Annotated in this window: 20 protein-coding genes; 8 read left to right on the forward strand and 12 right to left on the reverse strand. The window is 71.7% G+C overall.

Going from position 1 to position 25706, the window contains the following annotated elements; translation table 11 throughout:
- Positions 1 to 116: 116 nt before the first annotated feature.
- From mdlC to EIY87_RS13475, 6 genes are all read right to left on the reverse strand, one after another.
- Positions 117 to 1703, reverse strand: coding sequence for a benzoylformate decarboxylase (mdlC, locus tag EIY87_RS13450; protein ID WP_125308034.1), 1587 nt, complete (start codon positions 1701 to 1703; stop codon positions 117 to 119).
- 84 nt (positions 1704 to 1787) lie between these two features.
- Positions 1788 to 3437, reverse strand: a complete 1650-nt coding sequence (locus tag EIY87_RS13455; protein ID WP_125308035.1) for a S53 family peptidase — start codon at positions 3435 to 3437, stop codon at positions 1788 to 1790.
- A gap of 141 nt (positions 3438 to 3578) precedes the next feature.
- Entirely contained in the window at positions 3579 to 4541 is a 963-nt protein-coding gene (locus EIY87_RS13460) for a hypothetical protein (RefSeq protein ID WP_125308036.1), read from the reverse strand.
- Between the two features lie 44 nt (positions 4542 to 4585).
- Entirely contained in the window at positions 4586 to 5011 is a 426-nt protein-coding gene (locus EIY87_RS48345) for a hypothetical protein (protein WP_225439856.1), read from the reverse strand.
- A 202-nt stretch (positions 5012 to 5213) separates the two neighbouring features.
- Positions 5214 to 5891 (reverse strand): copper homeostasis protein CutC, encoded by a 678-nt coding sequence (locus EIY87_RS13470; protein ID WP_125308037.1) that lies wholly within the window; start codon positions 5889 to 5891, stop codon positions 5214 to 5216.
- A 12-nt stretch (positions 5892 to 5903) separates the two neighbouring features.
- On the reverse strand, positions 5904 to 8645 hold the full coding sequence (locus tag EIY87_RS13475; protein ID WP_191984082.1) for a sensor histidine kinase: 2742 nt from the start codon (positions 8643 to 8645) through the stop codon (positions 5904 to 5906).
- 186 nt (positions 8646 to 8831) lie between these two features.
- Here EIY87_RS13475 and EIY87_RS13480 point away from each other — a divergent pair, with 186 nt between their 5' ends.
- Both EIY87_RS13480 and EIY87_RS13485 read left to right on the forward strand, forming a co-directional pair.
- Positions 8832 to 9797: an ABC transporter substrate-binding protein gene (locus tag EIY87_RS13480; RefSeq protein WP_125308039.1), complete on the forward strand. Its 966-nt coding sequence runs from the start codon at positions 8832 to 8834 to the stop codon at positions 9795 to 9797.
- Positions 9798 to 9940: 143 nt separating this feature from the next.
- Complete coding sequence (locus tag EIY87_RS13485) at positions 9941 to 11326, forward strand: FAD-dependent monooxygenase (RefSeq protein ID WP_125308040.1); 1386 nt, start codon at positions 9941 to 9943, stop codon at positions 11324 to 11326.
- Here EIY87_RS13485 and EIY87_RS13490 read toward each other — a convergent pair.
- Positions 11323 to 11943: an LppU/SCO3897 family protein gene (locus tag EIY87_RS13490; protein ID WP_125308041.1), complete on the reverse strand. Its 621-nt coding sequence runs from the start codon at positions 11941 to 11943 to the stop codon at positions 11323 to 11325. The two genes, EIY87_RS13485 and EIY87_RS13490, sit on opposite strands and share 4 nt — an antisense overlap.
- Positions 11944 to 12018: 75 nt before the next feature.
- Between EIY87_RS13490 and EIY87_RS13495 the strand changes: the two genes are divergently transcribed.
- The gene (locus tag EIY87_RS13495) at positions 12019 to 13665 is read left to right on the forward strand and encodes a DNA repair helicase XPB (RefSeq protein WP_125308042.1); all 1647 of its coding nucleotides are present in this window, start codon (positions 12019 to 12021) and stop codon (positions 13663 to 13665) included.
- On the opposite strand, the gene EIY87_RS13500 is transcribed toward EIY87_RS13495, so the two are convergent.
- On the reverse strand, positions 13662 to 14282 hold the full coding sequence (locus tag EIY87_RS13500; protein ID WP_125308043.1) for a hypothetical protein: 621 nt from the start codon (positions 14280 to 14282) through the stop codon (positions 13662 to 13664). The two genes, EIY87_RS13495 and EIY87_RS13500, sit on opposite strands and share 4 nt — an antisense overlap.
- A 202-nt stretch (positions 14283 to 14484) precedes the next feature.
- Here EIY87_RS13500 and EIY87_RS13505 point away from each other — a divergent pair, with 202 nt between their 5' ends.
- Both EIY87_RS13505 and EIY87_RS13510 read left to right on the forward strand, forming a co-directional pair.
- The gene (locus EIY87_RS13505; RefSeq protein ID WP_125308044.1) at positions 14485 to 15246 is read left to right on the forward strand and encodes a DUF4253 domain-containing protein; all 762 of its coding nucleotides are present in this window, start codon (positions 14485 to 14487) and stop codon (positions 15244 to 15246) included.
- A gap of 567 nt (positions 15247 to 15813) precedes the next feature.
- Complete coding sequence (locus EIY87_RS13510; RefSeq protein ID WP_125308045.1) at positions 15814 to 16650, forward strand: DUF72 domain-containing protein; 837 nt, start codon at positions 15814 to 15816, stop codon at positions 16648 to 16650.
- A 98-nt stretch (positions 16651 to 16748) separates the two neighbouring features.
- Here EIY87_RS13510 and EIY87_RS13515 read toward each other — a convergent pair whose 3' ends face one another.
- The gene (locus EIY87_RS13515; protein ID WP_125308046.1) at positions 16749 to 19538 is read right to left on the reverse strand and encodes an AfsR/SARP family transcriptional regulator; all 2790 of its coding nucleotides are present in this window, start codon (positions 19536 to 19538) and stop codon (positions 16749 to 16751) included.
- 75 nt (positions 19539 to 19613) lie between these two features.
- Here EIY87_RS13515 and EIY87_RS13520 point away from each other — a divergent pair, with 75 nt between their 5' ends.
- A complete protein-coding gene (locus EIY87_RS13520) occupies positions 19614 to 20543 on the forward strand; it encodes an o-succinylbenzoate synthase (RefSeq protein ID WP_125308047.1) in 930 nt (309 codons plus the stop codon).
- Position 20544: 1 nt separating this feature from the next.
- Here EIY87_RS13520 and EIY87_RS13525 read toward each other — a convergent pair whose 3' ends face one another.
- On the reverse strand, positions 20545 to 21315 hold the full coding sequence (locus tag EIY87_RS13525; RefSeq protein WP_125308048.1) for a nucleotidyltransferase domain-containing protein: 771 nt from the start codon (positions 21313 to 21315) through the stop codon (positions 20545 to 20547).
- 124 nt (positions 21316 to 21439) lie between these two features.
- Between EIY87_RS13525 and EIY87_RS13530 the strand changes: the two genes are divergently transcribed.
- Complete coding sequence (locus EIY87_RS13530) at positions 21440 to 21652, forward strand: PspC domain-containing protein (RefSeq protein ID WP_125308049.1); 213 nt, start codon at positions 21440 to 21442, stop codon at positions 21650 to 21652.
- Between the two features lie 125 nt (positions 21653 to 21777).
- Positions 21778 to 22101 carry a hypothetical protein gene (locus EIY87_RS13535; protein ID WP_125308050.1) on the forward strand — a complete coding sequence of 108 codons (324 nt, stop codon included), beginning with the start codon at positions 21778 to 21780 and terminating at the stop codon, positions 22099 to 22101.
- 53 nt (positions 22102 to 22154) lie between these two features.
- On the opposite strand, the gene groL is transcribed toward EIY87_RS13535, so the two are convergent.
- Together groL and EIY87_RS13545 are read right to left on the reverse strand one after the other, a co-directional pair.
- A complete protein-coding gene (groL, locus tag EIY87_RS13540) occupies positions 22155 to 23783 on the reverse strand; it encodes a chaperonin GroEL (RefSeq protein ID WP_086857657.1) in 1629 nt (542 codons plus the stop codon).
- A 378-nt stretch (positions 23784 to 24161) separates the two neighbouring features.
- Positions 24162 to 25649, reverse strand: coding sequence for a serine/threonine-protein kinase (locus EIY87_RS13545; protein WP_191984083.1), 1488 nt, complete (start codon positions 25647 to 25649; stop codon positions 24162 to 24164).
- Positions 25650 to 25706: the final 57 nt, after the last annotated feature.

Here is a 25706-nt window from a genome sequence, read left to right on the forward strand (position 1 = left end):
CTCGCCGGCGGTGTGGGTGTGTTGGCTGTTCCGGCGGGTGAGTTGGCCGCCGGGGGCGTTGTGGTCGGTGTTGCTGCTGGCGGCTGACTCCAACCCGACTGAACACTCACGACAAGTCAGTACAGCGTCCGGTCCGACGGTGCGACCTTGACGTGCACCAGGGTCGGGCGCGGGTCGGCCAGTGCCGCCGTCAAGCCCGGTGCCAGGCCGGCCGGTTCGGTGATCGTCACGCCGTGGCAGCCCATGCTCGCCGCCAGCGCCGCGAAGTCGATGCCGCCGAGTTCGGTGCCCGGGAGCTTCGCGCCGCCGATCGTCTCGCCGAGGATGCGGACCGCCGCGTACTCCGTGTTGTCCATGATCAGGATCGTCACCGGGAGCTCCTCGCGCGCGGCCGTCCACAGTGCCTGGATGCCGTACATGCTGGAGCCGTCGCCGACGACACCGACGACCTTGCGGTCCGGGCGGGCGAGCGCCGCGCCGACCGCGCCCGGGACGCCGTAGCCGAGCGTGCCGCTGGCCATCGTCAGGAAGCCCGTGTCCGTGGCCGTGATCGGCAGGTGGTCGTGCAGGATGCCGCGGTGGCTCGGCGTCTCCTCGACGACGATCGCGTTGTCCGGCAACAACTCCGCCAGCGTCGAGTAGACGTACTCGGCGGTGAGCTTCTCGTCTCCGGGCTTCGCGGGACGCTCCAGCGGGGCCGGCGCGGGCCTGCCGCTGCGGTCGACGACGTTGAGCAGCGCGCGGATGCCGAGCTTCGGCGTGGCGCGGATGCCGGTGCCTTCGAAGGCGCGCGCGAGGATCTGCTCGTCGTCGCTGAGGACGAACAGCGGCGGCAGCGGAGCTTCCCCGCGCCCGCGGTCGACGTGGTAGGTGAACGCTGGCGCGCCGAGCACCAGGACGAGGTCGTGCCCCGCCAGCTTGTCCGAGACGGCACCGCGTTCGGGGTCCAGGAAGCCCTGGAACAACGCGTGGTCTTCGGGGAACGAGCACCGGAACGACATCGGCGCGACGTACACGGCGGCGTTGAGCCGTTCGGCGAGGGCGACGGTCTCGACGACCGCGCCGTCCTGGTCGACGGCTCCCCCGACGACGATCGCCGGCCGCTGCGCCGCCTCGAGCGCGGCCACCAGCTCGTCGACGGACTCGGGATCCGGCGCGAAACCCCGGATGCGCGGCCGCGAGACGATGGGCCGCTCGGTGGTGGCGGTCCAGTCGTCGGCGGGGACGGACACGAAGACCGGGCCGGACGGTGCCTGCGTCGCGACGTGGTAGGCCCGCGCCAACGCGGCCGGGACGTCCTCGGCGGTGGCGGGCTCGATCGACCACTTGACGTACGGCTTCGGGAACTCGGGCGCTTCCATCGCGCCGAGGAAGGGGTCGTGCGGCAGGAGCGCGCGGTTCTGCTGGCCGGCCACGATGATCAGCGGCGTCCGGTTGCGGTAGGCGTTGAAGAGGCTGCCGAGCCCGTGCCCGACGCCGCCCGCGGAGTGCAGGTTGACCAGGACGGCCTGGCGCGTGGCCTGGGAGTAGGCGTCGGCCATCGCGACGACGGCGGATTCCTGCAGGCCGAGGACGTAGTCGAAGTCGTCCGGCCAGTCGGTGAGGAAGGGGACCTCGGTGGTGCCGGGGTTGCCGAACACCGTCGTGAGGCCCAGTTCGCGGAGCAGTTCCCTGGTGGCGTCCAGCACCGTGCGCTTGATCATGCCCCCAGGCTAACGCTTAGCGTTGCGAAGAAAATCCCCCGAATGCCGGGCACGGGACCGCGCGGCCCGTGCCCGGCAACGCGGTCAGCCGATCAGGCCCGAGAGCCCGGTGCCCTTGAACGAGCCCCAGCCGGTCACCTGGTCGTACTTCGTGCCGGCGGTGAAGCCGGTGGTGCCGTGCAGGGAGTTGTTGCCGGTCGTCACGTCGTGGAAGCCGGTGGCGTAGGACGAGCCGTTGCCGATCGAGTAGAACTTCGGGTTCAGGTTGCCCAGGCCACCGCCGTGGACCTGGTTCTGCAGCGTCGCGAAGGCCGCCCACAGCGGTGCCGCGCCCGACGTGCCCCAGACCGTTTCCCACGCGCCCGCGGTGTAGATGTAGTAGCCCGAGCCGCTCGCCGCGTCCGCCGAGACGTCCGGCACCTTGCGGTAGGTCGTGCTCTGCGCGGACTGCCACGACGGCGCCGTGAAGACCGTCGAGGTGCCGCCGCCGGTCGAGCCGTTCGACGCGCCGTCGTTCCAGGCGGTCTCGCTGCTGTAGGTGTTCGAGGACGTGACCGTCAGCTGCGTGCCGCCGACGCCGGTGACGTTCGGGCTCGACGCCGGGAAGTCCACCGCCTTCGCCGTCGAACCGGTCTGGCGGTAGCAGTCGGTCGTACCGTCGTCGCCCGCGGCCGCGAAGTACGAGATGCCCTCCGCGGTGCCGGTCGCGATCGCGCTGCTGACGCTCTTGGCGGCGCTCGAACCCTCGGCGGATTCGCAGGCGCCCCAGGAGATCGAGACGACGTTGACCGTGTGGTCGGACGCGATCTTCTGGTACATCGCGAGTTCGCCGGCGCTGGAGTTCGGCGCTTCGTAGACGTAGTCGCTCGCGGCGGCCGCCAGCGCGTGCACGACCTCGATGTCGAGCTCGACCTCGATCTGGCCGTCGCCCGGCGAGGAATCGTAGTTCGCGCCGCTGACCGGCACCGTGGTGACCGAGCCCGCCGAAAGGCCGTACGTGCTGTCGTACTTGGTGATGTTGGCCTTCTGGTAGCCGTCGAACTCGACGAAGCCGACCTTGACGCCGCTGCCGGTCGCCGAGAGACCGCTGGTGCCGTAGGCGGTCTTGAGCACCGGCGGGGTCACGGCCTTGACGGCGTTGGGCTTGACCGCCGCCTTCGACGAGTGGGTGCGCACCGCGTGGTCGTCGAGGCCGACGACCCCGCTCACGACGTCCGAGACGCCGGCGGGGACGGCGGGCGCGGCGTCGTTGGCGAAGAAGTCGCGGCCGGAGACCTGGTCGTGGTAGGTCCCGATCCGGGTGCCGAACGCCGATTCGAGCCGCGCCGCCGACCCGGTGAACGTGACGGCCTGCCGGTTCCCGGAAACCTTGATCCCGGTGGCGCCCGCTTTCCCGAGGAATGAGACGGCCTTGTCGACGTCGGCCTGCGTCGGACCGAACCGGGCGTTGAACTGCGCCGGGGTCAGAAACCGGTGGTATTGCGGTGAAGCGGGGTTCTGCACGTCGGCGAGGAACTTTTCCAGTGCCTGCTGGTCGTGCAGTTTCAGCGAGAGCGCCGCGGTGATCGGCCGGTCCGGCGCGACGTCACCGGTGCGGACGCTGTTGATCAGCGGAGCCGCGTTGTCGGCCAGTGTGACCAGGGGTTCTGGCGCCGCGGCGGCCGGGACGGCCACGGCGAGGCAGAGCAACGCAGGCAACGGCACAGCGGCCGCGACGAGCTTGCGCAAGCGCATGGGGGAATTTCCTCTCGGCGGTGGGGACCGGGCCTGCGCGGAATGCTCGCCGCAGGTTGCCGAGAAGCATAAGAAGCCGCTATTGCGTCAGGAACCTACTTTCGGTTGCCTTTCACGTTTTGCGAATGGTTTACCCTTCGATTATTGTCCGGAATGCCGGAGAACGTCGACGCGGTCGGCGATATCCTGCGCGTCCGCATTGCCGGAAAAGCGCCGGGCGGCCGTGGCGAGCGAATGCAGCCGCTGCCGGGTCCGCGGCGACCGCAACGCGGCCGCCAGCTCGATCGCCTCCTCCCCGACGGCCGAGGCGACGTCGAGGTCGCCGTCCAGCGCGTGCACGGTGGCCAGCCAGATCAGCGTCAGCGACCGGCTGCGGGTCATCCCGCGGCCGTACCCGGCGATCGCCTCGGTGAGCGCGGGGATCCCGTCCCGGCCGTGCCGGATGTCGACCACCTGCGCGAGTTCCGCGTGCACCGTGCCGATCATCGCCGCCAGGTCGGTCGGCCCGAAGAACTCCGCCCACGGCGAGGGCTCGCGGTCGGCGGCTTCGGCGAACTCCTCTCGGGCGCGGCGCAGGTAGGTCAGCGCGCCGCCGACATCGGCCTTCTTGGCGTAGGCCCAGGCCTGGTTGGCCGACAGGATCGCCTGCGCGAGCTTGGAGTGCGCCAGCAGCGCCGCGTCCCGGCCCCGCTCGAACTCCGCCAGCGCCGCGTCGACCGCGCCGTAGTGCAGGTGCAGCCGTCCGGTGCGGTAGTGGATGTTGGCCTGGAGGTCGTCGTTGCCCGCCTGCCCGGCGAACTCCAGCGCGCGCCGGAACGCGGCCAGCGCGGCGGCCGGGCGGTCCTGGTCGAAGCTGGTCCAGCCGGCGAGGTTGTAGAGGTCGGCGACGGCGGTGCACAGCCGGGCCAGCACCACGGTCTTGGTCACGCCGTCCAGCAGGGCGACGGCGGCCGGGAGCCGCGCCTCGACGGCCGCCCTGCAGGCGCCGCCGCCGTAGCGGTAGTCCAGCGCCCGCAGCTCCGCGACCGTGTCCTCCAACCGCCGCACGTCGGCGATCCCCACACGGGTACCGCGGAGGTCTTCCTGCCCGTCGTTACCGGTCATGGTGGCCCTCCGTCCGAAGAGAGCCGCCGCGGGCAGCCCCCTGGTCATTCCCCGCCGGGCCAGGCCGGTGCCTTCTCCTTCGGGGTGCTGGCACCGGGGAGCACCCCGGTGGCGGTCAACACCACGCCGGTGGCGGTTTCCGCGATCTTGACAGCGGCCAGGAGGCCGGTGAGGGCGAGCGAGCCGCCGAGCCCCAGTCGGGCGAACTCGTCTTCGGAGGTTTCGGTGCCGCGCTGCCGCGGTAGCGCGCCGGTCACGATTCGGTCTTCCGGCTCGTTCCGGACGCGCTCGAGCGGTAGTCGCGTTGAATCAGCCGCTCCCGGGCGGCGGAAATCCACCGGATGGTCGACATCCTGGTTTCTTGATGACTCCTCATTGAATTGACCGCGAACCGAATACGCGCGCTCACAGCGCCGCCTCCTGTGTTGGCCGAACAATTCTGGCACCGCCCGGGCAGGCTTCTCGCTCACGATAGCCAGCACCTGCCACGGCTTCAGCCCCCAAGCAGGCGAACCAGGTCAGTGCACGTGCAGTTGCACGACCGACGACGGAGCAGCATTCGCAAGAACCGAATGCAATTTCATTTCGCCGATTCCAGGAAATCGAATACTGGTATGACCGGCTGCGGATTCCCGGACGGAACCACGGCACGCGTGCGGGTTTCGCAGTGGATCAGGATTTGACGAGATCCACCCAGTGGCGCACGGTTTCCGCGTCCACCGGCGCCTGCCACCCGCCCGGCCGCACGGCGCTCCCGACATGGAACCCGCGCACCCCGCCCGCGCGCAACAGGTGCACCTGCTGCGCCCGCAAACCACCGCCCACGAGCAGTTCCGGCCCGCTCTCCCGCTGCGCCAGCCGCTGCAGCACGGAAAGCCCGCTCGCGACGCCGTTCGGGTGGCCGGCGGCGAGGACCGTGTCGCAGCCGAGCGCCGTCAGCTGGTCGTACGCGCGCAAGGGGTCGCGTGTCCGGTCGATGGCGCGGTGGAACGTCCACGGCAGGCCGTCGATCTCCTTGATCAGCGCTTCGCAGGCGTCCACGTCGATCTCGCTGTCGATGTTCAGGAAGCCGAAGACGAACTCGCGCGCGCCCGCGTCGATCAGCCGGGCGGTGTCCGCGCGCAGCCCTTCGAGGTCGCCGACGGCGAAGGAACCGTTGTCCCGCAGCATCACCCGGACCGGGAGGTCGGTGGCGGACAGGACGTCCCGGAGCGTCTCGACCGACGGCGTCAAGCCGTCCTGCGCCATGTCCGCGACCAGTTCGAGGCGGTCGGCCCCGCCCGCCTGCGCGCCTTCGGCGTCCGCCGCGTCCAGCGCGATCACTTCCAGCAGGGGCGTCTTCGAGCTCATGCCTCAATCCGTTCACTGGTTCCGGGTGTCGTCTCCCCTCGCGTGCCGCCCTCGCCGGAAGCCGCCTTGAAGGCTCGTCATCCGCTCGCGCACCGCTTCCGGGGAAAGTGAGAGTATCGGCCGCTGTTCCGGCACCGCTCCCGGCCCGGCGGCCACGTCGCCGGTCTGCAGGAACGGCCAGGTGTCCTCCGCGCCGTCTTCCTGTTCCAGCTCGGCCGGGGTCGGCCACTCGTACTCGGGCTCGATCGCGGCCGGCGGCGACACCGGCCGCAGCCGCGGTTCGGTGTCCTCGTCGTCCGGGTCCGGCGCCGCACTTTCACGTGAAAGTGCGGCTTTGCGCGGCAAAGCGGAGCTTTCACGTGAAAGCGGCGGGGGTGGTGGGGGTGGCGCGGCGAGGGCGTGGCGGGGCTCCGGGTCGGCCGGGCGCGGTTCTTCGGCGACCGGGAGGGGTTCCGCCGGGCGGCGCGGCTGTTCGGGCGCCGCGGCCGCGTCGAACCAGCGGGACAGGACGTCGCGGTAGGCGGGCATCCGCTCGGTCGGCGCGTCGAGATCGAGGTGGTTGTCGTCGTCCGCCGACGGCCATTCCGGCGCCTGTTCGCGGGCCACCACCGGGGCGCGGCGCGGCGGGCCCGCCTCGATCGACGGCGGGCTCAGCTCTTCCGGTTCCGGTTCCGGTTCCGGCTCGGGTTCCGCCGGCGTGAGCGGGGCGAGCGGCGCCAGCAGTTCGGGTTCCGGCTGCGCCACCGGCTCGGCGGGCGGGGGCGGCGCCGGCATCGGCGGCAGCTCGACGATCAGCGCCGACGGCACCAGCACGGTCGCGACCAGCCCGGACTCCGCGCCCGCGCTCAGCTTGACGTCGATGTGGTGCCGGGTGGCCAGGGTCGCCACCACGAACAGCCCCATCCGGCGCGACACCTCGACGTCGACGTCCGGCGGGTGCGCGAGCCGCACGTTGGTGCGGTCGATCTCCGCCTGGGGCATGCCGGCGCCGTGGTCGACGATCTCGATCTGCCAGTCGCCGTCGTGGGTTTCGGCGCTGGACACGGTGACCGTCTCGTCGCCGGAGTAGCGGGTCGCGTTCTCCAGCAGCTCCGAAACGACGTGCACGAGGTCGTTGACGGCCTCGCCGCGCACCGCGACCTGCGGCGCCGGCCCGAGTTCGATCCGCTGGTAGTGCTCGACCTCCGAGAGCGCGGCGCCGACGATCTCGTCGGCCGAGACGGCGCCGGCGTCCTCGCGTGCGGAGTCGTGGCCGGAGAGCACCAGCAGGTTCTCGCTGTTGCGCCGCATCCGCGTGGCGAGGTGGTCGAGCTCGAACAGCCCGGCGAGGGTGTCCGGGTCCTGCTCGTCGGCCTCCATCCGGTCGAGCACCGACAGCTGCCGCTCGACTAGGTCCTGGCTCCGCTGCGAGAGGTTGACGAACATCGCGTTGACGTTCTCGCGCAGCATGGCCTGTTCGCCGGCCAGCCGGACGGCCTCGCCGTGCACCGCGTCGAACGCGCGGGCCACCTGGCCCACTTCTTCGCGGGTGAACACCGGCACGGGCGCGACCGCCAGCCGTTTCCGCAGGTTTTCCGGGGCGGGCTCGGGATCGGTGAGCAGGTTCTGCACGGCCGCGGGCAGCCGGTGCTCGGCGACCTCGAGCGCCGTCCGGCGCAGGATCCGCAAGGGGCGCAACAGGGACCGCGCGATGACCACCGACAGCACACCCGCGACGAGGAGGACGCCGAGCACGACGCCGCCGTCCCAGAGCGCCGCCGTGCGGGCCTGCGCCGCCAGCGCGTCGGTGCGTTCCTGCAATTGCACGAGCAGCGCCTGCTGCACCTGGTGGGCGAGGTTCACCGTGTGGGTCGCCGAGGTGTCCCACTGGTTCGGGTCGAGACCCGAGAGGTTCTGGTTGTTTTCGGTGCGGGTGAGCGCGGATTCGACCATGTCGTTGCCGATGTCGACGACCAGGCCGATCACCGTGTCGTCGAACATCCGCTGCTGGTCGGGCGTCGCGAAGGTGCGGTAGTCGTTGCGCGCGGCGGCCAGCTCGGCTTCCGCGCCGAGCAGCGCGCGCGTGCGGTCGCGGTCGAGCGTGCCCACGGCGAGCGCCTCGCCCAGCACCGCCCGCTTGACCGACATCTGGTCCTTGATGCGGGCCAGCGCGTTGCCCGCCAGCCGCAGCCGCGCGAGCTCCGGGTCGGAGACGTCGGCGGCGGCCGAGTCGCTGATGTCGAGCAGGCCGGAGATCAGCTCGCTGTAGGAGCGCAGCACGGCGTCCGCGGGGAACGCCGAGTGCTCCGCGGAGAACCGGAGCCCGCCGAGCACGCGCAGCCGGTCGTCGGTCTGCTGCAGGCTGTCCGCGGCCTTCGCGTCGAGCCTCGGCTTGCTGTCGGCGAGCGTCCGTTCGAAGGTGCCGATGGCCTGGTCGACGCGGTTGCGCTGGGCGGTGAGGTCGGCGGTGTCGCCCTGCCGGTTCTGGGCGACGAACCGGACGGTGAGGTCGCGCTCGCGCTGCAGTTCGTGGACGGCTTCGGCGACGGTGCTGTCGACGCGGCCGCGGGTGGCGAACTCGGCGAGCTGCTGCGCGTCACGCAGGTCCGAGCTGATCCGCAGGCCGACGAGCGCGATCACGGCGAGCGCCGGGATCAGCAGGACGGCGAAGAGCTTCGTGCCGAGGCGCCAGTTCCGCAACCGCCAGCGGCCACCGGCCGGACGCGGATCCGCCGCGTCGCCGCCCTTGCGGGGACGCTTGTCGCGACGGGTCACCTGGTTTCCTTTTCCGCCGCGGGCGGGAACCCGCGGATCTGACAACACTCGAACCTACTGAACGGTAGCCCGCACCGTGAAGATCCGAAAGCCGCGCTGGCGCGATCCGGCCCTGCCCGCGATCGTATGGGGCGCGGACCATACGATCCAGCACGAGAACCAGATTCTCGCGGTAGGTGAAGGTTCATGATCAGACGCGGACGGACGATTCCGCTGGTGGCGGCGCTCCTGGCGACCGCCGGGTGCAGTGTGTTCTCTTCGGGCACCCCGGCGGCCCCACCGCCACTGGAACGGACCACCCTGCGCGTCGGTGTGGGCAACGCCATCGACACGGCCCCGCTGCGGATCGCCGTGGCGAGCGGGAAGTTCGGCGCCTCCGGGCTGAACGTCCAGCTGGTGGAACTCGGCGCCGAAGACGGCCTCGCCAAGGTGGCCGCCGGCGACCTCGACGTCACCTTCGCCTCCGACATCGCGATGTTCCGCGCGGCGGCCGGCGGATCGGCGTTGCAGCTGCAGGGCGAGGCGTACACGTCCGGCCCCAACACGATGGCCCTGGTCACCCTGCCCGGCTCCGGCTACACCGTGCCGACGGCGAAGAAGTCCCCCGAGATCGCGGTCAACATGCTCGACGACATCGGCGCGCTCGTCGCGCGGTCGGTGCTGGTGACGGCGGGCGTCGACGGAGCGAAGATCAAGTTCCGGCAGGTGGCGTTCGACGGGATGCCGCAGGCGCTGCAGGCCGGCGACGCGGACGCGGCGCTGATGGTCGAGCCGTACATCACCCGCGCCGAGAAGGACCTGGGCGCGCACATCCTGGCCGACGGCGCGCGCGGTTCGACGCTCGACTTCCCGCTGTCCGGCTACGCGTCGGCCAAGCCGTTCGCGCAGGCCAACCCCCGCACGCTGGCGGCGTTCCGGACGGCGCTGGGCGCGGCCCAGCAGAGCGCGACCGACCCGGCGGTGGTCCGCGACGCGCTCCCGAAGTTCTCCGACATCGACTCGACGACGGCGGCGTTGATCTCCCTCGGCTCGTACCCGGCCTCGCTCAACGGCATCCGGCTGCAGCGGGTGGCCGACCTGATGCACAACTCGGGGTTGCTCGCGGACCGCCTCGACGTCCAGGCGCTGCTGCCCGACCAGACCGGTTATTAGCTTCCCCACGCGGGACGTCAGCGGCGCGGCCGGGCACTCTGCCACCGGTCACCCGCTCCCCGGCGCGACCTTGCCGAGCCCCTGCCGTCCCCAAACTTGCACTTGGTCTACTTTTGCACTCAGTCTACTTGAAGGAGTGCGCAATGACCGACGTCCTGATCGCCGGAGCCGGCCCCACCGGGCTGGTGCTCGCCGCCGAACTCGCCATCGCCGGCGTCGAGGTGACCGTCCTGGACCGCCGCGACGGGCCCGGCCTCCCGCGGCCGGTCGGGCTCCAGCCCCGGACCGCCGAGCTGCTCGAACTCCGCGGCCTCGACCCCGCCCGCCCCGAGGCCGACGGCCCGAGCGGGCACTTCGCCGGTCTCCCGGTGCCGCTGGACCACAGCGTCTGGCGGACCCGCCAACCCCGTGTGCTCAACCGCACCCAGGACGACGTCGAGGCGATGCTGGCCGAGCACGCGGTCAAGCACGGCGCGGTCGTCGAACGCGGCCACGACGTGACCGCCGTCGAGGCCGACGGCGACGGCGTCACGGTCGATGGCCGCCGGGCCCGCTGGCTGGTGGCCTGCGACGGCGCGCACAGCACCGTCCGGCGGCTGCTGGGAGTGCCGTTCCCCGGCCGCACCGAGACCTACGTCGCCACGCTCGCGCACGTCCGGCTCGCCGCGGCGTCCGCGCTCGTCCCCGCCCGCGCCACGCACTTCAGCGAGGTCACCCGGCAGGCGAACGGTTACTGGGCGATGCTCACCCCGCTCGGCGACGGCGGCCACCGGTTCGTCTTCGGCTCGGCCACGCGGCAGCCCGGCCGCGACGCGCCGGTGTCGGACACCGAAGTGACCGAAGCACTCACAGCCTTGTACGGCGCTGAGACGCGCTTGGGCGAGCTGTACGGCGCTTCGCGGTTCAACGACGCGACGCGGCAGCTGGAGCGCTACCGGCACGGCCGCGTGCTGTTCGCCGGCGACGCCGCGCACATCCACCCGCCGCTCGGCGGGCAGGGCCTCAACCTCGGGGTGCAGGACGCGATGAACCTCGGCTGGAAGCTGGCCGCGACCGTCCACGGCACGGCGCCGTCCGGGCTGCTGGACACCTACCACGCCGAGCGCCACCCGGCGGCCGAGCGCGTGCTGCGGCACACGGCGGCCCAGCGCGTGTTCACCGCGCCGGAGCGGAGCGAGAACGTCGAGGCGCTGCGCGAGATCGTCGTCGACCTGATGCGCACGCCGGACGGCAACCGGTACTTCAGCGGGCTGCTGTCCGGCCTCGGCCTCGGCTACCCGGGCGCGCACCGGGTCCCGGACCTCGACCTGACGACGGCGGACGGCCCGGCGCGGCTTTCGGCGTTGCTGCGGGACGGCCGCGGCCTCCTGCTCGACCTCGGCGACCACCCGGTCCCGGCGGGCTTCACCGGGCAGGTGCGCCGGGTGCGCGCGAGCACCGGCGACGCCGAGTACCGCGGCCGGCTGCTGCTGGTGCGCCCGGACGGGTACGCCGTCGACCCTGCCGAGCTCGACCGCTGGTTCGGCTAGATGTTCTCGCCGGGCGGCGCCAGGCACACCAGGCGAATCGGCGGACCGGTGTAGACCCGGATCTCGTCGGCGTCTTCGCAGTCGGTGCGGTCGCGGGAACCGGTGAGCACCTCGACGCGTTCCGTCGCCGCCGGGTCGGAGCAGCTCACCTTGGCGACCGTGACGTCGTCGTCGATGTCGCGGAGGCAGTCACCGGTGCGGACGTTCAGGGCGAGGCAGAGCGTCCGCCCGGTGCCGGAGCCCGTCGTGGTCTTGAACCGCACGTAACCGTTGGAGGGACAGCTCGAGGACCCGCTGTAGACCCTGTCGACCTGGTACGTCGCGCTGTCGGAGCCGCAGCCGACGCGGTGGTAGGCGGTCCGGTCGCCGCTCTCGCGCGTCAGGTACAGGCAGTCGCCGTTCGACGGCGTGCCGCTGCCGCCGAGCGAGTTGAGGCCCAGCGCGGCCAGCGAGCCGAGGGCCAGCGCCAGCACGACGCAGGCCGCGAGCGTGATCCGCACCTTCACGGTGAACCAGTGCGGGATGGCCGGCTGCCCCGGAACCGGCGCCATCGGCGGGTACTGCGTCGCGTAGTCGGGCGTCCGGAACGGGTTGTCGTCGGACGGTGGTGTGGTCAACGTGCCCTCCAGTGATCCCCTCGGCACCTCGTCCCATCGACGCCGGCCGCGAGCGAGGCACGTATAACAGTAGTTGTGACTGATGGCCCGCTGATCGTCCAGTCCGACAAGACCGTGCTCCTGGAGGTCGACCACCCCCAGGCCGATGACGCGCGGATCGCCATCGCGCCGTTCGCCGAGCTCGAACGGGCGCCGGAACACGTGCACACCTACCGGATCACGCCGCTGGCGTTGTGGAACGCGCGCGCCGCCGGCCACGACGCCGAGCAGGTCGTCGACGCGCTGACGACGTACTCGCGCTTCCCGGTGCCGCAGCCGCTGCTGATCGACGTCGTCGATGTCATGGGCCGGTTCGGCAGGCTGCAGATCGCCAACCACCCGGCGCACGGGCTGGTCATGTCGACCACCGACCGCGCGGTGCTGGCCGAGGTGGTCCGGAACAAGAAGATCAGCCCGATGCTCGGGGCGCGGATCGACGAAGACACCGTCGTCGTGCACCCGTCCGAACGCGGGCGGCTCAAGCAGGCGCTGCTGAAGGTCGGCTGGCCTGCCGAGGACCTCGCCGGGTACGTCGACGGCGAAGCGCACCCGATCGCGCTCGAGGAAACGGACTGGCAGCTGCGCGACTACCAGCGCCAGGCCGCGGAGGCGTTCTGGGCGGGCGGCTCCGGCGTCGTCGTGCTGCCGTGCGGCGCGGGCAAGACGATGGTCGGCGCGGCGGCCATGGCGAAGGCCGCGGCCACGACGTTGATCCTGGTGACGAACACGGTCGCCGGGCGGCAGTGGAAGCGCGAGCTGATCGCGCGGACGTCGCTGACCGAGGAGGAGATCGGCGAGTACTCCGGCGAGAAGAAGGAGATCCGGCCGGTCACCATCGCGACCTACCAGGTGATCACCCGCAAGACCAAGGGCGAGTACAAGCACCTGGAGCTGTTCGACTCGCGCGACTGGGGCCTGGTCGTCTACGACGAGGTCCACCTGCTGCCCGCGCCGGTGTTCCGGATGACGGCCGACCTGCAGTCCCGGCGACGGCTGGGCCTGACCGCGACGCTGGTGCGCGAGGACGGCCGCGAGGGCGACGTCTTCTCGCTGATCGGGCCGAAGCGCTACGACGTGCCGTGGCGCGACATCGAGGCGCAGGGCTGGATCGCGCCGGCGGAGTGCACCGAAGTCCGCGTGACGCTGACCGACGCCGAACGCCTCGAGTACGCGACGGCCGAGGCCGACGAGCGGTACAAGCTGGCCGCGACGGCGCTGACCAAGACCCCGGTGATCAAGTCCATCGTGGCGAAGCACACCGGCGAGCCGACGCTGGTGATCGGCGCCTACCTCGACCAGCTGGAGATGCTCGGCGACGAGCTCGACGCGCCGGTCATCCAGGGCGCGACCCGCAACAAGGAGCGCGAGGAGCTGTTCGACAAGTTCCGCCGGGGCGAGATCCGGACGCTCGTGGTGTCGAAGGTCGCGAACTTCTCGATCGACCTGCCCGAGGCGTCGGTGGCGATCCAGATCTCGGGCACGTTCGGCTCACGGCAGGAGGAAGCCCAGCGCCTCGGCCGGTTGCTGCGCCCCAAGGGCGACGGCAGGCAGGCGCACTTCTATTCGATCGTCTCGCGCGACACGGTCGACACGGAGTACGCGGCGCACCGGCAGCGGTTCCTCGCGGAGCAGGGGTACGCCTACCACATCGTCGACGCCGACGACCTGCTCCGGCCGCTCTAAGCGGGCTTCTCGAGCAGCGCTCGCGCCTCGGCGGCCGCCGAGGCTGCGGTCCCGTCGGTGGCCAGCTGCGCCAGGACCCGCTCGACCGCGGCGGCTTCGCGCTCGTCGCGAAGCACGCCGTCGGCCACTCCGGCCAGCTCCGCCGCCGCCCATGGCAGGTTGGAACGCGCCTCGGCGAGCAGCGCGAGGAGCTCGACCAGCCGGCCACGCGCCTGCGGCCGTCGCACGCCCGACTGGGCCGCGCGCATCCGGTTCCACCACTCGGCCGTTCGCCGGGCTTCGTCCTCGGACTCCCACAAGCGCATCGCCCGGTCGTCCAGCGGCAGGCGCAGGTCCCGGAGGACGGCGGGGCTGTAGACCCCGCGCACCCGGAAGTCCTCGAGGTGGTGGCGCCCGACGACCAGCCGGGCGAGCCGCCCCCGGCCCCGGCCGCGGTGGCGCCCGAGGACGACCACGCTTTCCCCGCCATCGCCCCACTGCGGCGGCAGCACCCACACCTTCGCTCCCGGCGCGAAGTGCTTCAGGCCGCGCTGGACGTCTTGCCCGCCTTCACCGTGCGTCGTCTCGGCGAGCACGTTCGCGACCACACACCACGCCAGGAGTTCCCCCTCGTTCACGGGAGCAGCCTAGCCCGGCCACCCCTTCGGCCCAGCGAATCGTCACAGCAGCAACTTCCACCACTTGCGTCCCGGTCAGGCTTCTGACCTGCGGATTTGTGGATTCACTCGAACGGATGAGCGGGTCGAACGCTGGAAATTGTCGGACCCTCGAACTACTGTTCGAGATGCAGTAGCCGAACACAAGTTCGAGGGGACGTCCATGACGATCGCACCGCTCCGCCCCGGTACGCCCGCGCCGCCGGTCCAGACCCTGCCACCGGGGTCGTGGCACGGCCGGCTGTGGGTGTCCGACCTGCCCTTGAGCCGGCCGGAACGCTTCCTCGGCTGCGTGGCCGAGTTCGAGCGGTCCGGCCTGTGGCCGGTGCTGATCCCCCACGACCAGCGCTTCGCGGCGAACGGCGAGGACTGGATCGACGACCGCGGCCGCCTGGCCCCGGCCGGCCACCGGGTGGCGTCCGCCGACCCGGCGGCGGCCCTGTCCCGCTGGTGGGACACCTCCTGCTGCGACGGCGCCTGCCTCCGCCCGTTCGGCGCCCGCTTCCCCGGGCTGGCGAAGCGCAGCCCCCGCAAGTCGGACCCGCTGGCGGAAGCGGGCAACACGGGTTCGATCCTGGCCACCCGGGCCCCGCACCGCCTGGGCCTGGTCCAGACCGAGCGCCCCGCCGACATCCCGGCGCTGCTGGGCTGGACGGGGATGATCAAGTGCACGGACCAGGTGGCCGAACTGTCGGCGGTGCTGCGCAGCTGGGAGGACCGCTTCGGCGCGACGCTGGTGGTACTGGGCTTCGACGCGATCGAGTTGTCGGTGTCGGCGCCGCCCCGGAACCAGGCCCGAGCGTTGACGGTGGCGGCGGAGCACCGGGCGTTCAGCTTGCCGACGTTCGCCGGGCAGCCGGGGAATTTGAGGGAGTACGCGTCGGGGTTGGTGCAGTCTCGGCATTGGAGGTTTTCCTGGGCGTAGCGGGGATCGATCGCGGGCAAGGGATCCCGGGGAGGTCGGCCGGTCCGGGCCGGGCGGCGATTCGAGTCCGGCGCCACGAGCCGCACGACGCGGCGACGCGATCCGGCGACGCAGGCCCGGCCAGGGCGGCGCGGCAGCGCGGGCCGCAGCGACTCCAGTCCGGCAGCACGAGCCGCACAGCGCGGCGGCGCAATCCGGCGACGCAGGCCCGACCAGGGCGACGCGCCGTTCGGGCGGCGCGGCAGCGCTGGCCGGGCGCGGCGGCGGCGCGGATCGTCCGGCGGCGCCGGGCGGGGCAGCGGGCCCAGCGACCACGGCAAAGTCGCCAAGGCGACCACCCCAGCCAGCGAAGCAAGCCCACTTCCCCCGCCCCGGCGACCGAAACCGAACCCAGCCAACCAACTCCAACCACCCGGCGGTGCTATGAGCAAACGCTTCAAAGGCCCCTTGAGACGCCCGTCCCCAAACTCAGGTCACTTGTCCCACCCCGCGGCCCACCAGTCCGGCAGGCACCGAGTTTCGACCCGCCGCCGAACGGGAATCACCTTCCGCGGGAACGGAAAGGCGGTGACGGCGATCGCCGAAATCCGGATCGGGACATCGGGTTGGCGCTATCCGCCCTGGCGTGGCGTTTTCTACCCGCACGGGCTCGCGCAACGGCGGGAGCTCGAATACCTCTCGCGGCGGATGAACGCCGTCGAGATCAACGGCTCCTTCTACTCGCTCCAGCGCCCCGAGCGGTACCGCGCCTGGTTCGACGAGACGCCCGCGGGCTTCCTCTTCGCCGTCAAAGGCGGCCGCTTCATCACGCACATGAAGCAGCTTCGCGACGTCGAAACCGCGCTCGCGAACTTCTACGCCTCCGGTGTCCTCGCGCTCGGTGCGAAGCTGGGCCCGTTCCTCTGGCAGCTGCCACCGCGGCTCGCGTTCGACCCGGATCGGCTCGCGAACTTCTTCGCGCTCCTACCCCGGACCACCACCGAAGCCGCCGAGCTGGCCAAGAAGCACGACGACAAGCTCAAAGGCGATCCCTACCTCGAAAGCGGCCCGAAAAGACCACTGAAACACGCGCTCGAAGTGCGGCACCCCAGCTTCGCCCAGCCCGCGGCGACGCAGCTGCTGCGGGAGCACGACGTCGCGCTCGTCGTCGCCGACACCGCGGGCAAGTGGCCGTTCCTCGAAGAGCAGACCGCGGACTTCAGCTACGTCCGGCTGCACGGCGACGAGGAGCTCTACGTCAGCGGCTACTCGGACCAAGCCTTGCGCACCTGGGCCGACAAGATCCGGGCCTGGCACGACGGCGGGCGGCGGGACGTGCACGTCTACTTCGACAACGACGTCAAAGTGGAGGCTCCGCGCAACGCCGAATGCCTCGCCGAGCTGCTCGGGACGCGTGGGCAGTGAGTGGACAGTGAGCGGGGTCCGCTTGACTCGTCGGGCAGGCGGACCGGCTTGCGTGCTGTCGCTGGGGGTCGGCACGCGGGCGGTCCGCCGCACGTCTTTCAGGCGCCCGCGCTGACCAGTGCCGCCAGTTTGGCCCGGACGTCGTCCGCGTCGGGGTGGCCGAGTTCCGTCAGCAGCCGGACCGATCTGACCCAGCACTCGCGGGCCAATGCCTCCTCGCCGTACCGCGAATAGATGGTGCCCAGCTGGGCCAGGACGTCCGCGGCTTCGTACTGCTCGCCCATCTCGAAGAACATCGCGACCGAGTCGCGGATGCAGGCAATGCCCTCGTCGAACCGGCCGAGGCCGATCAGGGCGAGGCCGCGCGTGTGCTGGGTGAACCGGGTGTCGACCGGGCGGCCGTCCGGGCCGACCACGGCCAGCGCCGCGTCCGCCAGGCGCAGGGCCTGCTCGTGGTCGCCCATCGACGTGCAGACGTCGCCGAGCGCGCGCAGCACGCTCGCTTCGAACTGGCCCATCCCCAGCTCGCGGACGATCTCCAGGGCCTGCTTGCCGTGCTCGTACGCCGAGGCGTACTCGTCGAGGTTGTGCGACGCCAGCGCCAGGTTGTACTGCGCCCGCGCCTCGCCCTCCCGCGAGCCGAGCTCGCGCTGGATCGCCAGCACTTGCTCCAGGTAGCGCCGCGACTCCGCGTACCGCCGGGCGACGCCGTCGACGACGCCGAGGCCGCTCAAGATCCCCGCCTCGCCGGGGCGGTGGCCACTGGCTCGCGCCGCTTCGAGCGCCACCGCGAACACCGAACGCCAGTCGTCGAGCCGCGAGCGCGTCACGAAGTAGCTCTGCAGCAGCCAGGCGAGCTTCCAGCAGACGTCGTCGCGGCCGAGGCGCCGCGCCAGGTGCACCGCGGCGATGAGGTTGCCGGACTCTTCGACGAACCAGTCCAGTGCCTCGTGGTGGGAACCGAAGGCGAGACCGCCGTCGAGGTCGTCGAGCTCCAGCAGCCGGTAGTAGCGCTCCGGCCGCATCCGGCGGGATGCGTCGAGGGCCGACGCCAGGTACCAGTTCAGCAGCCGGTCCAGAGCATCGGCTCGCTGCGAAGCCGAATCGACCTGCGAAGCGACTTCGCCGGCGTAGGCCCGGATCAAGTCGTGGAACTGGTAGCGGCCCGGGCGCGGCCGGGCGAGCAGGTGCGCGGACGCCAGCGTCTCGAGGTCCGCGCGGGCCGTCGTGAGGTCCAGGCCGGCGAGCGCGGCCGCCGCGGGGGCGGTGAAGTCGGCGCCGGTGGTCAGGCCGAGCAGCCGCAGCAGCCGCGCCGCCCGCGGCTCCAGTGCCTGGTAGGAGTACGAAAACACCGAGCGGATGTTCGTCCCTTCGCCGTCGGCGAGGTCGAACGAGCCGAGCAGGTCGCCGGCCAGCGAGCCGGCGAACTCGTCGAGCGCCAGGTCGGGGAACTGGGCCGCCCGCACCGCGAGGATCCGGATGGCCAGCGGCAGCCCGCCGCAGTAGCGCACGAACCGTTCGGCCGCCGCCGGGTCGCGGGCCACCCGCTCGACGCCGATCGTCGCCGCGAGCAGCTCGACGGCGTCCTCCTCGCCGAGCTCCTCCAGCGCGATCCGCCGCGCGCCGTGCGTCGCGACCAGCCCGCGCAGCTGCCAGCGGCTGGTGACCACGACCAGGCAGCCCGGGCCGGGCAGCAGCGGGCGCACCTGCTCGGTGCGGTTGGCGTTGTCGAGCAGGACCAGCAGCCGCCGTCCCGCGGTGTGCGTCCGCCAGCTCGCCGCGCGGCCGTCGAGGTCGGCCGGGATCGCGTCGCACGGCACCCCGAGCGCGGTGAGCATCGCCTCCAGCGCCGCCGCCGGTTCGACCGGTTCGCCTGGGCCGTAGCCGCGCAGGTTGAGGTAGACCTGCCCGCCCGGGAACCGGTCGGCGATCTCGTGCGCGAAGTGCACGGCCAGCGTCGTCTTGCCCACGCCGCCCATGCCTTCGACGGACGCGATCGGCGTGGACGCGCCGGCGTCGACCGCCTCCGGCAGCAGCGCGTGCAACGCCTTGAGGTCGCCTTCGCGCCCGGAGAAGGTGCGCAGGTCGGCGGGCAGCTGGTGCGGCACCTGCGGTTCGGCGCCGAGCCGGTAGCGCGCCAGCCGCGCGGGCTCGTCGGCGCCGGTGAGGATCGCCTGCCGGGTGCGCTGCAGCGCCGGCCCGGGGTCGAGCCCGAGCTCGTCGGCCAGCACCCCGCTGATCCGGCCGTACACGGCGAGCGCGTCGGCCTGGCGGCCCGACCGGTACAACGCGGCCATCAGCTGCTCGTGCAGCCGCTCCCGCAGTGGGTTTTCCCTGGTCAGCCGGGTCAGCTCGGGGATGACGGTGCCGTACTCGCCGACTTCGAGCAGCGCGTCCGCCCACTGTTCGCGCACGCGCAGCCGCTCTTCGGCCAGCTGGCCGGCTTCGTCGCGGTGGAGCGCGTCCGACTCGACGTTGAGCAGCGCGGGCCCGCGCCACTGTTCGAGCGCCTCGGCGAAGTGCGCGGCCGCCTGGCGGCTCTCGCCCCGGTCGTGCGCGGCCTTGCCGCGGGCGGCGAGCGCGCGGAACCGGGACAGGTCGAGCAGCCCGTCGTCGAGCTCGATCAGGTAACCGCCGCTTTCGGTGCGGATCGCGACCTGGTCGCCCAGCGCCCGGCGCAGGCGCAGCACGTACGTCTGGAGCGCGCCCTTGGAGCGGCGGCGGTCGTCGTCCCACAGCCAGCGGCCCAGCTCGTCGACCGGCACGACCCGGTTCGCGCGCAGCAGAAGGCCGGCCAGCACGATCAGCGGCCGGCTGCCCCCGAGCGGTACCGGGCGGCCGTCGGCCGTGACCTCGGCCGGACCCAGCACGCGGAAATCGAGGACCACGGGGTCATTCTCTCCTCCGGATGCGCGGTTCTGCATCCGTTCGCCGATCCTGGGACGGTGGCATGATCGGGCCTGATGAAGGTCTACGCGATTCCCCTGCGCACCCGGTTCCGCGGCATCACCGTCCGTGAAGGCGTCCTGCTGCACGGCCCGGCGGGCTGGGGCGAGTTCTGCCCGTTCGCCGACTACTCCGACGCCGAGAGCGTGCCCTGGCTGGGTGCGGCGCTGGAAGCGAGTGAGACCGGCTGGCCGGCCCCGGTCCGCGACCGGGTCGAGGTGAACACGACCGTCCCGGTGGTCCCGCCGGAGCAGGCGTACGAGCTGGTGCGCGCGTCCGGCTGCCGCACGGCGAAGGTGAAGGTCGCGGACCCGCGCGTCTCCCTGGCGGACGACTGCGCGCGGGTCGAGGCGGTCCGCGACGCGCTCGGCCCCGACGGCGCGCTCCGCGTCGACGCCAACATGGCCTGGGACGTCGACACCGCGGTCCGCGCGATCACCGACCTCGACAAGGCAGCGGACGGGCTGGAGTACGCGGAGCAGCCGTGCCCGACGATCGACGACCTGGCCGCGGTGCGCCGCCGGGTGGGCGTCCGGATCGCCGCCGACGAGTCGATCCGCCGCGCGGAAGACCCGCTCAAGGTGGCGGTCGCCGGCGCGGCGGACATCGCGGTCCTGAAGGTGGCGCCGCTCGGCGGCGTGCGGCGCGCGCTGGAGGTCGCGGAGGCGTGCGGGCTGCCGTGCGTGGTGTCGTCGGCGGTGGAGACGAGCATCGGTCTCGCGGCGGGCCTGGCGCTCGCGGGCGCACTCCCGGAACTGGACTTCGCTTGCGGGCTGGGCACGATTTCGTTGCTGCGAGGAGATGTCTGCGCCGATTCACTGTCCCCTGTGGACGGTTACCTGCCGGTGCCGCGCCAGGCGCCGGAGCCCGCGGACGCGTACCCGGCCACGCCGGACGTCCAGGCTGCATGGGAAGCCCGGCTGGCGCGGGTACGCGGGTTGTCGTGAGTCACGCCGCCTGCCAGGCCGAGGCGTAGGCCCGTACGAGCCAGCGGTCGGCCCAGTCGCGGTCCGGTTCGTCCGGCAGGGGTGAAGCGCCCCGGACCAGCCGGCCGAGCCGGTCTTCCAGCTCGGCGGCGGCCTCGAGGGCTTCGTCCTGCGTGTGCTTGCCCCGGCGCAGCTCACGCAGCCAGCTCAGCCAGGGTTCGGCGATCGGCAGCGTCATCCGGCCGGTCTCGAGCAGTTCGACGCCCTGCACACCGAGGCGCACCATGTGCATGGCGTACTTGGTGTCGAAGCCGTACTTCTCGATGAGCTCCGGGCGGTTGACCTTGGTGGCGCCGTCGAGCATGCGCTGCCGCTGGGTCCGCAGGTAGCCGGCGAACCGCAGCCCGGCCTGCCGCGACACGATCTTCGCGGCGTTGGCGCGCAACTCGCGACCGAGCTCGGTGATCCGCACGATCTCGTTGTCCGGTACGTAAAGCGGCAGCAGGACGGTCGGGTTCCCGGTGAGGGCGAGCCGCATCCACTTGCGCAGCGAGTAGACGATGAGGTCGAGGTCGCCAGGCCCGGACCGCACGCCTTCGGGCTGGGTGCGGAAGACGTACTGCTCGAACCGCCGAAGCCCGCTGACGTATTCGGCGGGCTCGACGCACAGGCCCATTTCGTCGCGGTCGTCCTGACCGTCGACGGCGGTGCCGTGCAGCCCGGACCCGACCTGGCAGCGCAGGATCGTGCCCCGCTCGGCGATGGCGGCGAACTCCGGGGTGTCGTGCTTCATGGTCCGCAGTTGTACCGGGCGCCCACCGTCGGGAGCACGTGGTTTTCCCTGAGCCCGAAGTTCAGGGTCGGGGTCCGGGCCGTTCCCGATGTGGTCAGGGTGGCCCGCGAGCCAGTATTGAGCCATGACGAACAGCGTGTACGCCCCCACCAAGAAGCTCCGCCGCAGCAAGTCCGACAAGATGCTCACCGGCGTCTGCGGCGGCTGGTCCACCTACCTCGGCATCGACGCCAACGTGCTGCGCATCGGCCTGGTCGCCGCCGTGTTCCTCTCGGTCGGCATCGCGATCCCGATCTACATCGCCGCCGCCATCCTGACGCCGGAAGAGGACTCCTGACGGTGGCGGGCGCCGGTTCGCAGGGGGAACCGGTGCCCGCCGGGGGTGCGTTCGGCTGAGCACGGTAGGCCGGGCGGCGCAAAAGGAACGCGCGGATCCCGTTCGAGGGGTTAGGGTCCGCGTTCGTGGATCAAGGGAGCAGAACGGCCGCGAAGGTCGTCGTCGGGATCCTCGGCGGGCTTTACCTGATCGCGGGGCTGGGGCTGACCGCCTTCGCCGCGTTCTTCGCGCTCGCGTTCAACGACACCGGCAGCACGACGGTCACCAAGACCGTGCTCTACACCGCCGCGGGGCTGGCGATCTGGATCCTGCTCACCGGGATCGGGGCGATCGTCGTCGCGCTGGAAGCGGAAGAGGCGAGCACCGCCTGGCTCGGGGGCCTCGGGGTGCTCGCCCTCGGCGTCGTCATCTTGGGTGCGTACGCCGTCTGGTTCTTCACGAAGCCATGAGAAAAGCCCGGCCCGCCGAAGCGGACCGGGCTTTTCCCGTCAAGCGGCCGAACTCAGAAGTCCATGCCACCCATGCCACCGGACGGGTCGGCGGGAGCGGCCGAAGCCTTCTCCGGCTTGTCCGCCACGACGGCCTCGGTGGTCAGGAACAGCGCCGCGATGGAAGCGGCGTTCTGCAGCGCGGAGCGGGTGACCTTCGTCGGGTCCGGCACGCCGGCGGCGAGCAGGTCCTCGTAGACACCCGTGGCGGCGTTGAGGCCGTGACCCTGCGGCAGGCCCTTGACCTTCTCCACCACGACGCCGCCCTCGAGGCCGGCGTTGATCGCGATCTGCTTGAGCGGGGCCTCGACGGCCACCTTGACGATGTTGGCACCGGTGGCCTCGTCGCCCTCGAGCTTCAGGCCCGCGAACGCGGCTTCGGCGGCCTGGATCAGGGCCACGCCACCACCGGCGACGATGCCCTCTTCCACGGCGGCCTTCGCGTTGCGCACCGCGTCCTCGATGCGGTGCTTGCGCTCCTTGAGCTCGACCTCGGTCGCGGCGCCGGCCTTGATGACGGCCACGCCGCCGGCCAGCTTCGCGAGCCGCTCCTGCAGCTTCTCGCGGTCGTAGTCCGAGTCCGAGTTCTCGATCTCGGCGCGGATCTGGTTGACGCGACCCTGGATCTGGTCGGCGTCGCCCGCACCCTCGACGATGGTCGTCTCGTCCTTGGTGATGACGGCCTTGCGGGCCTTGCCCAGCAGGGACAGGTCCGCGTTCTCCAGCTTGAGGCCGACGTCCTCGGAGATGACCTGGCCACCGGTCAGGATCGCGATGTCCTGCAGGATCGCCTTGCGGCGGTCACCGAAGCCCGGGGCCTTGACGGCGACGGACTTGAAGGTGCCGCGCATCTTGTTGACGATGAGGGTGGCCAGGGCCTCGCCCTCGACGTCCTCGGCGATGATCAGCAGCGGCTTGCCGGACTGGATGACCTTCTCCAGCAGCGGCAGCACGTCCTTGACGGTGGAGATCTTGGAGCCGAAGAGGAGGATGTACGGGTCCTCGAGCTCGGCTTCCTGACGCTCCGGGTCGGTCACGAAGTAACCGGAGATGTAGCCCTTGTCGAAGCGCATGCCCTCGGTGAGCTCGAGCTCGAGGCCGAAGGTGTTGCTCTCCTCGACGGTGACGACGCCTTCCTTGCCGACCTTGTCCAGCGCCTCGGCGATCAGCTCGCCGATGGTGCGGTCAGCGGCCGAGATCGAGGCGGTGGCAGCGATCTGCTCCTTGGTCTCGATCTGGACGGCGGCCTTGTGCAGCTGCTCGGTGACGGCCTCGACGGCCGCCTCGATGCCACGCTTGAGCGAGATGGGGTCGGCGCCGGCGGCGACGTTGCGCAGCCCCTCGCGGACGAGGGCCTGGGCGAGCACGGTGGCGGTGGTGGTGCCGTCACCCGCGACGTCGTCGGTCTTCTTGGCGACCTCCTTGACGAGCTCGGCCCCGATCTTCTCCCACGGGTCCTCGAGCTCGATCTCCTTGGCGATGGAGACACCGTCGTTGGTGATGGTCGGCGCGCCCCACTTCTTTTCGAGCACGACGTTCCGGCCCCGCGGGCCGAGGGTCACCTTGACGGCTTCGGCGAGGGTGTTCAAGCCGCGCTCGAGACCGCGGCGGGCGTCCTCGTCGAACGCGATCAGTTTGGCCATTGCGGTGTGGTCCTCCGGTATTGGGCGCCACCGCCGCGCTGCGCTGTTCGATGTCACAGCCTTGCAGCGGCGGCAGCAGGACTCTTTCCTCGGCCAGGCTCGGTGCCCGCGACGGACGACTGCACCCGGGTGGGGGCCAGCCTCACCGTCCCGACCTTTGGCACTCGACGGCGTCGAGTGCCAAGACCGTGTTTAGCACTCTCGGGGGGAGAGTGCAAGAAGACCTGCTCAGCGCCGCACGATCTCGCGAGCCCGGACGCCGGCCGAGCGCGGACGCGTGGTCTCCCGGCGCCGCAGGGATGTCATGAATGGGTCGTTCATGTCGTCTGGCGAGGTGAACGACCCTTTCATGACATCGCGGACCGCCGCACCGGCCCGTCAGTTGCCCGGCTTGATGCTGATCGACGTCGGGGGCGCGTTCAGCGACGACGTCGGGTTGGTCTGCGAGTCACCACCCGGGCCGACCGGGATGTTCGGGGCCGTCGTCGTGCCGCCACCGCCGCTGCCGCCGTCGGAGAACAGGAAGATCGCGCCCACGACCAGCCCGGCCACGACGACCAGCCCGAGCACGATGAAGATCCACTTCTTGCCGCCACCGCTCTTCGGCTGGTGGAACGCGCCCGCGCCGCCCGCGGGCATCGGCGGGCGCAGACGCATCGGGTCCTGGCCGTAGCCCTGCGGGGGCATGCCCTGCGGCGGCATCCCCGGCTGCTGCTGGGGGTAGCCGTACCCCGGCGGCGGGCCCTGCGGCGGCATGCCCGGCTGCTGCGGGTAGCCGTAGCCGGGCGGCGGGCCCTGCGGCGGCGGCCCCTGCGGCCCACCAGGCCCCTGCGGGCCCTGCGGCCCCTGCGGGCCCTGGCCGTAGCCGGGCTGCTGCTGTCCTCCGTACGGGTGCACGGGGGCCCCCTCTCCCTGCGGTGCGCTGTTCTGGTGCGGCCCCTGTTGTACCTGACCAGGACGGTGCGGCGCGGGAACTCCACCCGAATTGGACCCGGGCGGGCCCGGCGGGGTGTCGGACGTCGCCAGCTGGCCGAGCGCGCGGCGGGCGGCCGCGACCATCTCCACGCAGCTCGGGTAACGGTCCGCGGGGTTCTTGGCCATGCCGCGCCGGACGACCTCGTCGATCGACGGCGGCAGCGCGACCGCGCGCGAGATCGCCGGCGGTTCGCCGTTGAGGTGGCCCTTGATCACCGTCGGCACGTCGCCCTTGAACGGCGGGCTGCCGGTCAGGCACGCGTAGAGGACGCACGTCAGCGCGTACTGGTCGGTGCGCCCGTCCAGCGGCTCGCCGCGCAGGTGCTCCGGCGCCGCGTACGTCGGCGAGCCGAGGAAGTCGCCGCCGCGGGTGCGGTGGCCGGTCGCGCCGCGGCGCGTCAGGCCGAAGTCGGCGACGTACACGTGCTCGCGCGACGTCTCCTTCTTCGTCACCAGCACGTTCGCCGGCTTGACGTCCAGGTGGACCAGACCACGGTTGTGCAGGGTGTCGAGGGCGTCCGCGACCTGGTCGAGCATCGTCAGGGCGCGCGCGGGCGCGATCGGGCCGCCGGCGATCAGGCCGGCGAGGTCACCGCCGTCGACCATCCGCATGGCGATGTACAACATGCCGTCGAGCTCGCCGAAGTCGTACAGCGGCACGACGTTGGCGTGGTCGATCGCGGACGTGTTGCGCGCCTCGTCGACGAACCGCTCGCGGAACTCGGCGTCGGCCCCGAGGTGGTCACCGATGACCTTCAGCGCCACCTTGCGGCCGAGACGCACGTCCGTGGCCTTGTAGGTGACGCTCATGCCGCCCTTGCCGAGCACCCCGTCGATGCGGTAGTTGCCCAGCCGGCGACCGGTGAGGTCCCCCGACACATCGCCTGTCACGCCCGCAGCCTAACGCCCCAGGTTCGGCGCTTGCCGGGGGTTCACCGATCAGCTGAC

This window comes from Amycolatopsis eburnea (assembly GCF_003937945.1).
GTDB lineage: Bacteria > Actinomycetota > Actinomycetes > Mycobacteriales > Pseudonocardiaceae > Amycolatopsis > Amycolatopsis eburnea.

Excerpts from the sequence above, each read along its gene's own strand:
- EIY87_RS13480 (WP_125308039.1), top strand. The coding sequence starts at position 8,832 with ATGATCAGACGCGGACGGACGATTCCGCTGGTGGCGGCGCTCCTGGCG.
- groL (WP_086857657.1), bottom strand. The coding sequence starts at position 23,783 with ATGGCCAAACTGATCGCGTTCGACGAGGACGCCCGCCGCGGTCTCGAG.
- EIY87_RS13470 (WP_125308037.1), bottom strand. The coding sequence starts at position 5,891 with ATGAGCTCGAAGACGCCCCTGCTGGAAGTGATCGCGCTGGACGCGGCG.
- EIY87_RS13485 (WP_125308040.1), top strand. The coding sequence starts at position 9,941 with ATGACCGACGTCCTGATCGCCGGAGCCGGCCCCACCGGGCTGGTGCTC.
- EIY87_RS13460 (WP_125308036.1), bottom strand. The coding sequence starts at position 4,541 with ATGACCGGTAACGACGGGCAGGAAGACCTCCGCGGTACCCGTGTGGGG.
- EIY87_RS13505 (WP_125308044.1), top strand. The coding sequence starts at position 14,485 with ATGACGATCGCACCGCTCCGCCCCGGTACGCCCGCGCCGCCGGTCCAG.
- EIY87_RS13525 (WP_125308048.1), bottom strand. The coding sequence starts at position 21,315 with ATGAAGCACGACACCCCGGAGTTCGCCGCCATCGCCGAGCGGGGCACG.
- EIY87_RS13530 (WP_125308049.1), top strand. The coding sequence starts at position 21,440 with ATGACGAACAGCGTGTACGCCCCCACCAAGAAGCTCCGCCGCAGCAAG.
- mdlC (WP_125308034.1), bottom strand. The coding sequence starts at position 1,703 with ATGATCAAGCGCACGGTGCTGGACGCCACCAGGGAACTGCTCCGCGAA.
- EIY87_RS13520 (WP_125308047.1), top strand. The coding sequence starts at position 19,614 with ATGAAGGTCTACGCGATTCCCCTGCGCACCCGGTTCCGCGGCATCACC.
- EIY87_RS13455 (WP_125308035.1), bottom strand. The coding sequence starts at position 3,437 with ATGCGCTTGCGCAAGCTCGTCGCGGCCGCTGTGCCGTTGCCTGCGTTG.